The sequence below is a fragment of the Streptomyces sp. NPDC005266 genome, from assembly GCF_040607655.1.
In the GTDB taxonomy this organism is placed as follows: domain Bacteria; phylum Actinomycetota; class Actinomycetes; order Streptomycetales; family Streptomycetaceae; genus Streptomyces.
In genome coordinates, this window is record NZ_JBEXHC010000041.1 from 1 (window position 1) to 16,230 (window position 16,230).

The window sequence follows — 16,230 nt, forward strand, 5'->3', positions numbered from 1 at the left end:
GAGACCGGCTGTCGCATGCACATTGGTCACACCATGCTCGGCGATCAAACGACCACGCGCAGCCGCGTCCTTCTCACCATGCGGCAAGATCACCAGTTGCCCGCCTCGCGTCAGCGGCACCCACAGCTCATACGTCGAAGCGTCAAAGGCATGGTTGGCCTGCACCAGCACCCGCTCCACGACATCGTCCCGCCAAGCACGGTCCGCAACGAAAGCCGCGACGTTCCCATGAGTGACCGCCACACCCTTCGGCACACCCGTCGAGCCCGACGTATACATCACATACGCCAGGCTCTCGGGCGACACCGCCACCGCAACTCGCCCGCCCACCGCCGCGAGTTCACCGGCCACCACAGGATCATCCCAGTGCACCGTCCCGGCCACCCGCCCCGCATACGCGACAGTGGTCAGCACCAGCGAAGGGGCGGCATCGGACAGGATGAAACCAATACGCTCAGCCGGATAGCCCGGATCCACCGGCACATAAGCCGCCCCCGCCTTCACCACACCCAGCAGAACCACCACCAGCTCCGCCGAGCGGTCCATCACCACACCCACCCGGCTCCCCGCACCCACCCCACGACCCACCAACCACCGCGCCACGCCATCCGCCCGCGCGTTCAACTCCCCATACGTCAGCGTCGCATCGGAACCGGCCACCGCCACCGCCTCCGGCGTACGGACCACCTGCGCCGCGAACAACTCCGGAAGCGTACGGACCGGCAGCGGCCAGGCGGTGTCATTCCACCCCTCCACCACCCGCCGCACCTCGGCAGGCTCCAGAACCTCCAGCCGACTGACCGCCACCCCCGGATCAGCCGCCACCTGCCGCAGCACCCGCACCAGCCGGTCCGCCAGTGTCCGGGCGGTGGAGCCCTCGAACAGGTCGGTCGCATACTGGATACCGCCACCGAGACCGGCCGGCTCGCCCTGGTCGTCGCGGACTTCGGTGAGGTTGATGGACAGGTCGAAGCGGGAGGGGAGGGCTGCGTCCGGGAGGGTCTCGGAAGCCTGCTGGTGCATGGTGAGGCCGGGCAGGTCCCATTCCGCGGCCGGGATGTTCTGGAGGACGAGCATGATCTGGAAGAGTGGGTGCCGGGCCAGTGAGCGCTCGGGGCTGAGGTCGTCGACCAGCCGCTCGAACGGCACATCCTGATGGGCGTAGGCCGCCAGGTCGGTCTCCCGCACCCGGCCCAGCAGCTCCCCGAACGTCGGGTCACCGCTCACATCGGTGCGCAGCACCAGCGTGTTCACGAAGAAACCGACCAGGTCCTCCAGGGCCGAGTCACCGCGGCCCGCTGTCGCCGTGCCGAGGGGGATGTCGGTGCCCGCGCCGAGCCGGGTCAGCAGCATCGCCAGCGCCGCCTGTACCACCATGAACAGGGTGGCCGAGCCGTGACGGGCCACCTCCAGCAGCGCCGCGTGCGTATCCGGATCCACCTCCAGCGGCACCGAGCCACCCTCGAAGGAGGCGATCGCGGGCCGGGCCCGGTCCACCGGAAGCGTCAGCTCCTCGGGCACCCCGCCCAATGCCTCGCGCCAGTAGGTGAGTTGGGCGCTGACGAGGCTGTCCGGGTCGTCCAGGTCACCGAGCACCTCCCGCTGCCAGATCGCGTAGTCGGCGTACTGCACCGGCAGCGGAGCCCAGACCGGCGCGGAGCCGGCCTTGCGGGCGCCGTAGGCGTGCTGGAGATCGCCGGCGAGGATGCCCATCGACCAGCCGTCGACGGCGATGTGATGGGCGACCAACATCAGCACGTACTCGCTCGCGGTGGTCCCGGAGAGCACCAGCAGCTCGGTGCGCCATGGGAGATCCCGCGCCAGGTCGAAGCCCTGGGACGCGGCCTCGGCCATGGCGTCCTCCAGGTCGGCGTGGGCGATTTCGCGGACCCGGAGCGGCGGCGGAGTCTCGAGGAGCCGCTGCCGGGGGCTGCCGCCGACGGAGGGGTAGACGGTGCGGAGCATCTCGTGCCGTTCCGCCACGTCGCCGAGGGCGGCTTCCAGGGCCGCGATGTCCAGCTCGCCGGAGAGCCGGAGCGCCAGTGGCACGTTGTAGGCGGCCACGTCCGAGTCGGTCTCGTCGAGCTGGTTGAGGAACCACATCCGCTGCTGGCCGAATGACAGCGGCGGCGCCTCGGTCCGCTCCCGCGCGACGAGGCCGACGCGGACGTCGTCCTGGTGGCTCTCCATCAGCCGGGCCAGGGCGGCGACGGTCGGCGCGCCGAACAGCTCCCGGACGTTGATCTCGGCGTCGAGGACCGACCGCACCCGGACGATCAGACGCATCGCGAGCAGGGAGTCACCGCCGAGGTCGAAGAACGACTCCTCGGCGCCGACCCGTTCCAGGCCCAAGACCTCCGCGAACAGGCCGCACAGCACCTCTTCGGCCGGAGTAGCGGGGCCGCGGCCGGCCGAGCCGCCGAACTCGGGGGACGGGAGCGCGGCCCGGTCCAGCTTGCCGTTCACCGTCACCGGCAGCGCGTCCAGCGGCACCACGGCGGCGGGGACCATGTAGTCCGGCAAGGCACGGGCCGCGAACGCGCGCAGCGCGTCGGCGTCGGCGTCGGCGTCCGCGCCCGGTCCGGCCGGGATGACATAGGCGACCAGGCGCTTCACGCCCGGCTGGTCCTCCCGGGCCACCACCGCCACCTGGCCGACGCTCTCGTGCGCCGCCAGCACCGTCTCGACCTCACCCAGCTCGATGCGGAAACCACGGACCTTCACCTGGTCGTCGGCCCGGCCGACGTAGAGCAGGGTGCCGTCCGGCGTCCACCGCACCGCGTCACCGCTCCGGTACATCCGCGAGCCGGCGGCGCCGAACGGGTCCGCGACGAACCGCTCCGCCGTCAGGCCGGACCGGCGGGCATACCCGCGGGCGAGCCCGGTGCCCGCGATGTACAGCTCACCGGTGACGCCCGCAGGCACGGGGCGCAGCGCTTCATCGAGCACGTACACCCGCGTGTTGGCCATCGGCCGGCCGATCGGCACGGAGTCCGGCACGTCCCGCGCCGAGCGCAGCGGGAAGGCGGTGGCGAAGGTCGTGGTCTCCGTGGGGCCGTAGCCGTCGACGACCTGGGTCCGCGGGCAGGCTTCCAGCACCCGCCGTACGGCCGTGGCGGGTACGGCCTCGCCTCCCGTCCACACCTCGCGCACCCCGGCGAAGCTCGCCGGGGACTCCTCGGCGAAGAGCCGGAAGAGGCCTGCCGTCAGCCACAGTGCCGTGACGCCCTGCCCGGCGATCGCCCGCTCCAGAGCGCGTACGTCCAGGTCGTCCGGCGCCACGGCCACGGTGCCGCCGGACAACAGCGGCACCCACAGCTCGTAGGTCGAGGCGTCGAAGGTGTGCGGCGAGTGCAGCAGCACCCGCTCGTGGCCGCCGGTGCCCGCCCAGCGGGGGTCGAGGGCCAGGGCCGCCACGGCGCGCTGGGTGACCGCGACGCCCTTGGGCAGGCCCGTCGAGCCGGACGTGAACATCACGTAGGCGAGCTGGTCGGGATGGCCGGGGACGCGGGGGTCGCTGGCCGGCTCGTCGGCGAGGGAGGCGTCGGCATCGACCACGACGACCGCCACGGCCTCGTCCGCCGGGGCCGCACCGCGCAGTGCGCTGTCGGTCAGCAGCACCGACGAGGCCGTGTCCCGCAGGGTCCAGCGCAGCCGGTCCTGGGGGGCGTCGGCGTCGAGCGGCACATAGGCGCCGCCGGCCTTGAGCACGGCCAGGATCGACACCACCAGTTCGAGGGACCGGCGTTGCAGCACGGCGACCGCCTGCTCCGGCCGCACGCCCAGCGCCAGGAGTCGGTGCGCCAGCCGGTTGGCCCGCCCGTCCAGCTCGGCATACGTCATCCCGGTGTCGTCGAGGACGACGGCGACGGCGTCCGGGGTGCGGCGCGCCTGGACCTGGAACAGCTCGGGGAGGGTGGCGTGCGGGAGGGGCGCCGTGGTGTCGTTCCACTCGTCGACCAGGCGGGTGCGCTCCGTGTGGTCGAGGACGTCCAGCCGGCCGACCCTGGTCCGCGGGTCATCGGCTATCCGGGCCAGGATCCGTTGGACCCGCTCCAGCAGGGTGCGGGCGGCGTCCTCGTCGAACAGATCGGGCCGGTAGTCGAGCCGCAGTTCGAGCTCGTCGGCGGGAGAGGCGAGCAGGGTGAGCGGATAGTGCGTCGCCTCCTCGCCGCCGCCTCCGGCGATGGGCAGTCCGCCGGGCTGCCCGGTGGCGTCGGGGTCGTGCGGATAGTTCTCGTAGACGACGAGGGTGTCGAAGGTGGCGCCCGGTCCTGCCAGGCGCTGGATCTCCGTCAGCCCCAGGTGCTGGTGGGCGATGAGTCCGGCCTGCTGGGCCTGGAGGTCCGTCAGCAGGTCGGTGAAGCGCTGTCCGGGGTGGAGACCCACCCGCACCGGGAGAGTGTTGATGAACAGACCCAGCATCCGCTCGACGCCCGGCAGATCGGCCGGACGGCCGGCGACCGTCGTGCCGAAGACCACGTCCGTCCGCCCCGACACCATGCCGACCAGGACCGCCCAGACACCCTGGACAACGGTGTTCAGCGTCAGACCGTGCTCCCGCGCCGTCTCCCGCAGCGCGAGGGTGAGCGGTGCGTCGAGCCGTACGATCACGTGGCGCGGCTGGACCGGCTCGGCGTCCCCGTCAAGCGGGGCGACGAGGGTCGGCTCGGAGGTGCCCGCGAGCACCGACCGCCATGCCTCCGCGGCGGCCTCACCGTCCTGGCGGTTCAGCCAGGCCAGGTAGTCCCGGTAGGGGGGCACCGGTGGCAGAGCGCTCGCGTCGCCGCCCGCCGCGTAGATCTTCGACAGTTCGCCGTACAGGATGGGCAGCGACCAGCCGTCCGTGAGGATGTGGTGCATGGTCACCACGAGGCGGTACCGGTCCGCGCCCCGCTTCAGCAGCAGCAGTCGCAGCGCCGGCGGCACCGCGAGGTCGAACGGCGCCAGGTCCTCCTCGGCGAGCCGGTCCGCCTCGGCCTCCGCCTCCGCCGCGGGCAGACCGGACAGGTCCGCCTCACGCCAGGGAACATCGACATCCCGCACCACCACCTGCACCGGGTTCTCCGTCCCGGGCGGTTGGCAAAACGCCGTCCGCAGACTCGCGTGCCGGTTCAGCAGCGCCTGCCACGACGACCGCAACACACCCGCGTCCACTGCGCCCTCGAGATCCAGGTACCGCCGGCCCACATACACATCGCGGGCACCCTCGTCATAGCGCGCGTGGAACAGCAGCCCTTCCTGCAACGGCGACAGCGGCCACACGTCGATCAGGCCCGGGACCGCCGCCTCCAGCTCCTCCACCTCCGCCTGGGCGAGCCCGACCAGCGGGAAGTCCGAGGGAGTGTGACCACCGGTGCCGGTCCCACCGGCGTGGGTGGCGAGTCCGGTGAGCATGGCGACCCAGGCGGAGGCGAGCTCGCGCAGCGTCTCCTCGTCGAAGAGACCGACCGGGCCGCCCAGGGTGACGGTCAGCTCGGACCCTTCGGGGAGGTCGCGGACCAGGCCGCCCGCCTCCAGCGCGTGCAACAGTGCCATCCGGACGTCAGAGGAGCCGCCGAGGACCGTGTCGGCGTCTGGCTGCCAGCTGCCGCCCGCTGTGCGGTCGGCGGGGGTGAAGCGGCCCAGGTAGTTGAAGCCGACCTGCGCCGTGGGCAGTTCGGCGAACTCCGGGGCGGTCTCCGGGTTGAGATACCGCAGCATGCCGTAACCCAGCCCGTCCCCCGGAACCGCCCGCGCCTGCTCCTTGACCCGCTTCAGCAACCGGCCGGCCTCCACGCCACCGGCCCGGATCCGCCCGTGATCCATACCGGAGGCGTCCAACCGCATCGGATACGAGCTGGTGAACCAGCCCACCGTGCGGCTGAGGTCCATGTCATCGGCCACAGGCTGCCGCCCATGACCCTCCACATCCACCAGCACCCCGCCGGGCAGACCACCCCGCTCGTCCAGCGCCGCCACCAGACCCGCCAGCAGCACATCATCGACACCGGCATGGAAGGCAGCCGGCACCCGCGTCAGCAACTCCGCCGTCACCCCCACCGGCACCCGCACCTCAACACGGCGCGTACCACCCGCCACCGTGTCCACCACCGGATCCAACGCCCGCCGCCCCAACACCGGATCCGCACCCTCAAGCACCTCAAGCCACTGCGGCAGCTCCGCCACCCGCTCAGGGCATGCCGCCTCAGCAGCCAGCGCCCGCGCCCACCCCCGGAACGACGTACCCACCGCATCCAGCACCACCCCGGCACCCGACACATACGCCGCCGCCACGTCCGGCACCAGGACCCTCCACGACACACCATCCACCACCAGGTGGTGGGCCACCAGCAGCAGCCGGCCCGGCCGCTCGGCCCCCGCGTCGAGCCAGACGGCCTCGATCATCCGGCCGGCGACCGGGTCGAGCCGTTCCACGGCGCCGCGCTCGGCCTCACGCACCAGCTCGGCCGGATCGGCGGTGGTGGCGGTAGTGATGTCCACCCGCCGCACGGACGGGACAGCGCTGCCCTTCTCGGGTATCTCCAGGGCGTCCGGCTCGCCGTCGGCCAGCAGCAAGCGGGCACGCAGCACGTCATGGTGGTCCAGCACTGTGCGTAAGGCCGCCTCCAGCCGGGGCAGTTCGAGAGCGGACGGGACTTCGAGCAGCATGGACTGGGAGAACGCCCCGGTCAGCGCGGCCGGGCCGGCCCGCTCGACCAGCTCCCGCATGACGGGGGTCAGGGGCACCTGGCCCACGGCCGCCGTCCGGGTCCCGTCGGCGGGGCCCACGGCGGCCTTCCCGGCGACCCGGGCGAGGCCGGCCGGGGTCTTGTGCTCGAAGACCTGCCGGGCGGTGAGCAGCATTCCGGCGCGGCGGGCCCGGGAGACGACCAGCATCGACATGATCGAGTCGCCGCCCAGCCCGAAGAACGAGTCCTCGGCACCCACCCACTCCAGGCCCAGCACCTCACGGAACAGACCACACAGGATCTCCTCCCCGGGAGTGGCGGGGCCGCGCCCGGTCGATGCCCCGAACTCCGGTGCGGGCAGCGCCGACCGGTCCAGCTTGCCGTTCTCCGTCACCGGCAAACGGTCCAGCGCCACGATCGCGGCGGGAACCATGTACTCGGGGAGGACCCGGGTCGCGAACTCCCGCAGTGCGTCCGCGTCCACGCCTTCCTGAGCGGGGACGACGTACCCGACGATCCGCCTGACCCCCGGCTGGTCCTCCCGCACCACCACCGCCACCTGGGCGACGCTCTCGTGCCCGGCCAGCACCGCCTCGATCTCACCCAGCTCGATCCGGAAACCACGGATCTTCACCTGGTCGTCGGCCCGGCCGGAGTACAGCAGCTCGCCGTCCTGGGTCCAGCGCACCAGGTCACCGGTGCGGTACATGCGGTCCGAGCCGGGGAACGGGCAGGCGACGAACCGTTCCGCCGTCAGACCGGGACGGACCGCGTAGCCCCGCGCCAACTGCACGCCCGCCAGGTACAACTCACCCGTCACCCCGGGCGGCACCGGGCGCAGGAACTCGTCCAGGACGTACGTCCGCGTGTTCCACACCGGACGCCCGATCGGCACGGACGCGTACGGCGTGCCGTGGGTGCCCTCCCAGTGCGTGACCTCCACGGCGGCCTCCGTCGGGCCGTAGAGGTTGTGCAACCGCACCCCGATCCGGGCGCGGAACTCCTCCACGAGGTCCGCCGTCAGCGCCTCGCCACTGCAGAAGACCATCCGCAGGGCGGCGCAGTCGCCGGGGCCGACTTCCTGGAGGAAGACGCCGAGCATCGACGGTACGAAGTGCATGACCGTCACGGCCTGCCGGGCCGCCACCTCCACCAGATAGGCGGGGTCGCGGTGGCCTCCGGGCCTGGCCATGACCAGGGCGGCGCCCGCGGTGAACGGCCAGAACAGCTCCCACACGGACACGTCGAAACCGGTCGGCGTCTTCTGGAGCACCCGGTCCTCGCCGGTGAGGCGGTACGTGTGCTGCCGCCACCGCAGGTAATTCGTGATCGAACGGTGGCTGACCACCACACCCTTGGGACGGCCCGTCGACCCCGAGGTGTAGATCGTGTACGCGGCCGAGTCGGGCGGGATCGTGACCGCCACGGGGGCGCCGGAGCACGCGTCGACTTCCGCGACGGTCCGCGCCGCGTCCCACACCGTCCAGCCGGCGGGTCCGGCCTGTTCGCCGGCGATCGCGTCGGTGCACAGCACGACCTTGGGAGAGGCGTCGGTCAGCATGTAGGCGATCCGGTCGGCCGGGTAGTCCGGGTCGACGGGGACATACGCGGCGCCGGCCTTCACGATGCCCCACAGCACGACCATGAGGTCGACCGACCGCTCCATGAGGACGGCGACCCGGCTCTCGGGGCCGACGCCTCGGCCGATCAGCCAGTGCGCCACCCGGTTGGAGCGCTCGTCCAGTTCCGCGTACGTCAGCGAGGAGTCCTCGCCGGTGACGGCGAGGGCGCCCGGGACGCGGGCGGTCTGGGCGGCGAACAGCGCGGGGAGGGTGGTGGCCGGGTGGACGTGGCGGGTGTCGTTCCACTCCGCCACGACGCGTCGGCGCTCGGCGTCGTCGAGAACGTCCAGGTCGCTGATCCGCAGCCGCGGGTTGCGGGCGATCTGTTCCAGCGTCTGGACCAGCCGTCGGGCCAGGGCCCGGGCGGTGTCCTCGTCGAACAGGTCGGCGGAGTACTGGAATCCGCCGTCGATACCGGCGGGCGCTCCCCGCTGGTCGCGGAGTTCGGCCAGTCCGATCGACAGGTCGAAGCGGGCGGAGAACGTCTCGTCGGCGGGGATCGGCCGGACATCGAGCTCCCCCAGTTCCCAGGAGGCGTCCGCGCCCGGTGTGTTGTCGAGAGTGAGCATGATCTGGAACAGCGGGTGCCGGGCCAGCGAGCGCTCGGGGCTGAGGTCGTCCACCAGCCGCTCGAACGGCACGTCCTGGTGGGCGAACGCCGCCAGGTCGGTCTCCCGCACCCGGGCCAGCAGCTCCTCGAACGTCGGGTCGCCACTGGCGTCGGTGCGCAGCACCAGCGTGTTCACGAAGAAACCGGTGAGCTCCTCCAGGGCCGAGTCACCGCGGCCCGCGACCGGGGTGCCGACGGGGATGTCGGTGCCCGCGCCGAGCCGGGTCAGCAGCATCGCCAGCGCGGCCTGGATCACCATGAAGGTGGTGGCCGAGCCCTGCCGGGCCACGGAGGCGAGCGCGGTGTGGGTGTCGGGCCGGATGCCCATGGCGACCCAGCCGCCCCGGAAGGAGCCGACCGCCGGCCGGTTGCGGTCCACGGGCAGGCTCAGTTCCTCGGGCAGGCTCGCCAGAGCCCGGCGCCAGTAGCCGAGCTGGGCGCTCAGCAGGCTGTCCGGGTCATCGAGGTCGCCGAGCACCTCGCGCTGCCACAGGGCGTAGTCGGCGTACTGGACCGGCAGCGGCGCGAAGCCGGGCGCCCGGCCCGCGCGGCGAGCCGCGTAGGCCGTGCGCAGGTCGCGGGCGAGGACGCCCATCGACCAGCCGTCGACGGCGATGTGATGGGAGACCAGCAGCAGCACGGCCTCCGGTCGTGCCGCGGCCGGCAGCGTCAGCAGCTCGGCACGCCAGGGCAGGTCCCGGGTCAGGTCGAAGGGCCGGTTCGCCAGCCCCGCCATGACCTCGGGCAGCTCTGCCCGGGTGACCTCGTGCACGCTCAGGGCCGGCCGCCCGGCCGGTCCGCCGACGATCCGCTGCCGGGGCACGCCATCGGTCTCCGGGAACACCGTACGGAGGGTCTCGTGCCGGTCGGCGATGTCCCCGAGGGCCGCCTCGAGCGCGTCGGAGTCCAGCTCACCGGTGAGCCGGAGCGCGAGCGGCATGTTGTACGCGGCAGCCGCCCCGGACTCCTCCAGCCGGTTCAGGATCCACATGCGCTGCTGCCCGAACGACAGTGGCAGCACCCCGGGGCGCGGCCCGGCGACGATCCCGGCGCGCACCGCGCGGCCGCCGGTGTCCTCCACCAGGCGGGCCAGACCCGCGACGGTCGGCTCGGCGAAGAGTTCCCGGATGCCGACCTCGGTGTCCAGGGTGGAGCGGATGGCGGCGATCAGTCGCATCGCGAGCAGCGAGTCACCGCCCAGGTCGAAGAAGGACTCGTCGACGCCGGCCCGCTCCAGGCCGAGGACCTGGGCGAAGAGCCCGCTCAGGATCTCCTCGACCGGAGTGGCCGGAGTCCTGCCTTCGCCACCGAGGTCGGGGGCGGGCAGCGCGGCCCGGTCGAGCTTGCCGTTCGCGGTCACCGGCAGGGAGTCGAGGGTGACCACGGCGGACGGGACCATGTAGTCCGGCAGTTCGGCCGCGGCGAACGTGCGCAGCCCGCCGCCGTGGATGTCGTCACCGGCCGGGACGACATAGGCGACCAGACGTCGCACGCCGGGCTGATCCTCGCGGACCACCACCGCGACCTGGCCGACGCTCTCATGCGCCGCCAGCACCGCCTCGACCTCACCGGGCTCGATCCGGAAACCACGGATCTTCACCTGGTCGTCCGAACGGCCGGCGAACACCAACTGGCCGTCCGCGGTCCACCGGGCCAGGTCACCCGTGCGATACATGCGCTCACCGGAGCCGCCGAACGGGCAGGCGACGAAGCGCCCGGAGGTCGGACCGGGGCGCCGGACGTAGCCGCGCGCCAGGCCCGCCCCGGCGATGTACAGGTCACCGACCACCCCCGCGGGCACCGGGCGAAGAAACTCGTCCAAAACGTACGTCCGCGTGTTCCACACCGGACGCCCGATCGGCACGGCCCCGTCGTCGGAGGCCAGCGCCTCGGTCATCGTGGCGCACACCGTGGTTTCGGTGGGGCCGTAGGCGTTGACCATCCGCCGATCCCGCGCCCACCGCGCGGGCAGGGCCGACGGGCAGGCCTCGCCCGCCACGACCAGGGTCAGCAGCGTGCCGGGCAGCCGGTCGACGCCCGCCAGCAGCGACGGCGGCACCGTCACATGGGTTACCGCGAAGTCGTCGAGCAGGTCCTCCAGCCGCCCGAACGGCGGCATCCGGTCCGCCGGGGCCACCACCAGCGTGGCGCCCGCGAGCAGCGCCATGCACACCTCGGAGACCGCGGCGTCGAAGCCGAGCGCGGCGAACTGGAGCACCCGGGAGCGCGGTCCGACCCGGAAGCGGTCGATCTGGGCGCCCGACAGGCCGGCGAGACCGGCATGGGTGACGACCACTCCCTTGGGGGTGCCGGAGGACCCGGAGGTGTAGATGACGTAGGCGGGGTGGGCCGGGCACAGCGGAGAGGTGCGGTCGGTAGCGGCCGGTGCGGTCGTGGGGGCGGCCGCGATCTCGGCCGCGGTCGCCGGGTCGTCCCATCGCACCTGTGCGGCTCCGGCCGGGAGCGGCCCGCTGGTCGCCGCGGTGCACAGGACGGTCGCCGGGGCGGCGTCGGCGAGCATGTAGGCGATGCGGTCGGCGGGATAGGCGGGGTCGACGGGCACGTAGGCCGCGCCCGCCTTGACGACGCCGAGCAGGGCGACGATCTGGTCGGCCGACCGCTCGATGACGACGGCGACCCGGTCCTCCGGGCCGATGCCGCGACCGAGCAGCGCGTGCGCCACCTGGTTCGCGCGCGCCTCCAGCTCCGCGTACGTCAGCGTGACATCGGCATCCGTCACCGCCACGGCGTCCGGAGTACGGCAGACCTGGGCCTGGAACAGCTCGGGCAAGGTCCGGGCGGGCGTCTCCCGGTCGGTGTCGTTCCAGGCGTGAAGCACCGCGTGCCGTTCGGCGGCGTCAAGCACGTCCAGGTCGCTGAGCCGCATACCGGGATCGGCGACCACCTGCGTCAGAACAGCCTGGAGTCGGCGGGCGAGTTCTTGGGCCGTGGTGTCGTCGAACAGATCCTTGGCGTACTGGAGGTCGCCCGCGATCCCGGCCGGCGCACCACGCTCATCGCGATGCTCGCCGAGGCTGATCGACAGGTCGAACCGGGCGGGAATCGCCTCGTCGGGGAGGGTGTCGGCGTTCTCGGGATGCACGGTGAGACCGGGGAAGTCCCATTGCGCGGGCGGGACGTTCTGGAGCACCAGCATGATCTGGAACAGCGGATGCCGGGACAGCGACCGCACCGGATTCAGCTCGTCCACCAACCGCTCGAACGGAACATCCTGATGGGCGTAGGCCGCCAGATCGGCCTCCCGGACCCGGGCCAGCAGCTCCTCGAACGTCGGATCGCCGCTGACATCGGTGCGCAGCACCAGCGTGTTCACGAAGAACCCCGCCAGATCCTCCAGGGCCGAGTCACCGCGGCCCGCTGTCGCCGTGCCGAGGGGGATATCGGTGCCCGCACCCAGCCGCGCCAGCAGCATCGCCAGCGCTGCCTGCACCACCATGAACATGGTCGCCGAGCCCTGACGGGCCACCTCCAGCAGCGCCGCGTGCGTCTCCGGGTCCACCTCCAACGGCACCGAGCCACCCCGGAAGGAGGCCACCGCCGGGCGCACCCGATCCACCGGAAGCGCCAGCTCCTCCGGCAGACCCGCCAACGCTCGCCGCCAGTAGCCCAGTTGGGCACTGATCAGACTGTCCGGGTCATCCAGCTCACCCAGCACCTCACGCTGCCACAGCGCATAGTCGGCGTACTGCACCCCAAGCGGCGCCCACTCCGGCACACCATCCACCAGCCGGGCCGCATACGCCGCCCGCAGATCATTGGCGAGAATCCCCATCGACCACCCGTCCACCGCGATGTGATGCGCCACCACCAGCAGCACGAACTCGCACTCGGACAGCGCCACCAGACACACCCGCCACGGCAACTCACCCGACAGGTCAAAGCCCCGCGCAGCCTCCCCGACCAGCACCCCCGCCAGCTCGGCCTCGGCAACGTCACACATACGCAACCGCGGCCGGCCCGCCGCACCCATCAGAATGCGCTGCCGCGGCACACCATCGACAGCCGGAAACACCGTACGAAGACTCTCGTGCCGGTCGGCCACATCACCGAGCGCGGATTCCAGTGCGCTCAGATCCAGCTCACCGGAGAGACGCAGCGCGAACGCCATGTTGTAGGCGGCGCCCACCCCCGCTTCCTCGAGCTGGTTGAGGAACCACATCCGCTGCTGACCGAACGACAGCGGCAGCACCTCGGGCCGTTCGCGTACGGTGATCCCGGCCCGGGCGTCGGCCCGGCCGCCCTCGGCCAGGCGGGCCAGGCCCTCGACGGTGGGTGCGCCGAACAGCTCGCGGATGCTGATCTCGGCGTTCACCGCGGACCGGACGGCGGCGATCAGCCGCATCGCCAGCAGCGAGTCACCGCCGAGGTCGAAGAAGGACTCCTCGGCGCCGACCCGCTCCAGGCCCAGCACCTCGGCGAACAGCCCGCACACCACCTCCTCCAGCGGGGTCGCGGGCCCGCGCCCCAGGCCGGCGGTGATGGCGGGGGCGGGCAGGGCGGCGCGGTCCAGCTTGCCGTTCACCGTCACCGGCAGCGCATCAAGAATCACCACGGCGGCGGGCACCATGTGCTCGGGGAGCCGGTCGGCGACGTACTCCCGCAGCGTCTCCGTGTCCCCATCGGCGGCCGGGACGACGTAGGCCACCAGCCGCTTCGCCCCCGGCTGATCCTCCCGCACCACCACCGCGACCTGGGCCACGCTCGCGTGCGCCGCCAGCACCGCCTCCACCTCGGCGGGCTCGATCCGGAAACCACGGATCTTCACCTGGTCGTCGGCACGACCGGCGAACTCCAACTGCCCGTCCGGCGACCAGCGCGCCAGGTCACCGGTGCGGTAGATGCGTTCCGAGTCGGCGAACGGACAGGCGACGAACCGCTCCGCCGTCAGGCCCGCCCGGCCGGCGTAGCCCCGGGCCAGGCCCGCCCCGGCCAGGTACACCTCCCCGACCAGGCCGGGTGCGACGGGACGCAGGAACTCGTCCAGGACGTACGCCCGGGTGTTGTCCATCGGCCGGCCCAGCGGCACGGTCGCCGGCACGACGTCACCGGCGGTGTACGGGAACTGCGTGGTGAACGCCGTGGTCTCGGTGGGCCCGTAGGTCGTACGGACCGTCAGCTCCGGATGGGCGTCCAGCAGGGCCCGAATCGCGGACGCGGACACCACATCCCCACCGGTGGACACCTCCCGGACGCCGGCGAAGATCTCCGGCGACTCTTCCGCCAGCACCCTGAACAACCCGGCCGTCGCATGCACATTCGTCACACCCCGCGCGGCGATCACCCGTCCCCGCGCCGCCGCGTCCTGCTCGCCCGGCGGCAGCAACACCAGTTGGCCACCGCGCACCAGCGGCACCCACACCTCGTACGTCGAGGCGTCGAAGGCATGGTTGGCCTGGACGAGGACCCGCTCCACGACGCCGTCACCCCAGGCGCGGTCCAGGACGAAGGCGATCACGTTGGCATGGGTGACGGCCACGCCCTTGGGCACACCCGTCGAGCCGGAGGTGTACATCACGTAGGCCACCTGCTGCGGGGACGCCAGGTGGTGCGCATGCCGTGGTCCGACGGGCTCGGGCAGGTCCTCGACCAGGACCGCGCCCAGTTCCGGCACCGGACGGTCGGCCAGCACCACGGAGACCCCGGCCTCCCCGGCCACGGCCAGCAGCCGCTCCACGGGGTGCCCGGCGTCCAGCGGAACGTAGGCCGCGCCCGCCTTCAGCACGCCCAGCAGTACGACGACGAGATCGGCGGAGCGGTCCATCACCACACCGACCCGGTCCTCCGGGCGGGTGCCGCGTCCGATCAGCCAGTGCGCGATCCGGTCGGCCCGCTCGTTCAGCTCCGCGTAGGTCAGGGTGGCGCCGTCGCCGACGACGGCCACCGCGTCCGGGGTGCGCGCCGCCTGGGCCTCGAACAGGGCGGGGAGCGTGGTCGTGGGAAGTGACTGCGCGGTGTCGTTCCAGCCGTGCACCACCTGGTGCCGTTCGGCCTCGTCCACGGCGTCCAGCTGGGAAACCGGCACCCCGGGGTCGGCCGCGACCTGTCGCAGGACCCGCCGCACCCGCTCCGCGAGCGTCCGGACGGCTGCCTCGTCGAACACATCGGGCCGGTAGTCGAATTGGAGCTCCAGCTCCTCGGAGGGGGACACCACCAGCGTGAGCGGGTAATGCGCCGCTTCCTCGCCCCCGCCGCCGACGATTCGGGCGGCGCCCAGCTCACGGGAGGACCCCGGACCTTCCGGATAGCTCTCGTAGACGACGAGGGTGTCGAAGGTCGCGCCCGCGTCGGCCACTCGCTGGATCTCCGTCAGCCCCAGGTGCTGGTGGGCGATCAGCCCGGCCTGCTGGGCCTGAAGGCCGGTCAGCAGATCCACGAAGCCGCGGCGCGGGTCCAGCCGGACCCGGACCGGGACGGTGTTCATGAGCAGTCCGAGCATCTGCTCCACACCCGGCAGCTCGGCCGGGCGGCCGGCGACGGTGGCGCCGAACACCACATCGCTCCGGCCCGTGAGCATGCCGACCATGAGCCCCCATACACCCTGCACCACCGTGTTCACGGTCAGCCCGTGGACGCGCGCCACCTCACGCAGCGCCCGGGTGAGCGGCGCGTCGAGCGTGACGACGACGTGCCGCGGCTGGACGGGCCGGGCGTCGCGCTGCATCGGGGCGACCACGGTCGGCTCGGTGACCTGAGCCAGAAGCTCCCGCCAGGCGTCCCGGGCCGCGTCCTTGTCCTGGCGGTCCAGCCAGGACAGATAGTCCCGGTACGGGGTCACCGGCGGCAGACCGCTGGTGTCGCCCCCGGCCGCGTAGATCCGCGCAACCTCACCGAACAGCACGGGCAGAGACCAGCCGTCCAGCACGATGTGATGCATCGTCATCAGCAGCCGGTACCGATCCGCGCCCAGCTTCAGCAGCGAGAACCGCAGCAGCGGCGGCACCGCGAGGTCGAACCGCCCCAGGTCCTCCTCGGCGAGCCGGGCCGCCTCGGCCTCCGCCTCCGCTGCGGGCAGACCGGACAGGTCCACCTCGCGCCACGGCAGCTCGACCTCCCCGCTGACCACCTGGACGAGTCCGCGGAAGCCGGCCCGCAGATTCGCATGCCGGTCCACCAGGGTCTGCCAGGAACGCCGTAGCAGCGCCGGGTCCAGGGCGCCTTCCAGGTCCAGGTACCGCCGGCCCACGTACGCGTCGTGGGCGTCCTCGTCGTACCGCGCGTGGAACAGCAGCCCTTCCTGCAACGGCGACAGCGGCCATACGTCGGCCAGGCCCGGGACCGCCGCCTCCAGCTCCTCCACCTCCGCCTG

Annotated in this window: 1 protein-coding gene; it reads right to left on the reverse strand. The window is 72.5% G+C overall.

Annotated elements, in window-relative coordinates; translation table 11 throughout:
- Window positions 1–16,230: amino acid adenylation domain-containing protein (locus tag ABZU99_RS34520; protein ID WP_356228154.1), on the reverse strand; the 16,230-nt coding region annotated here is incomplete at both ends.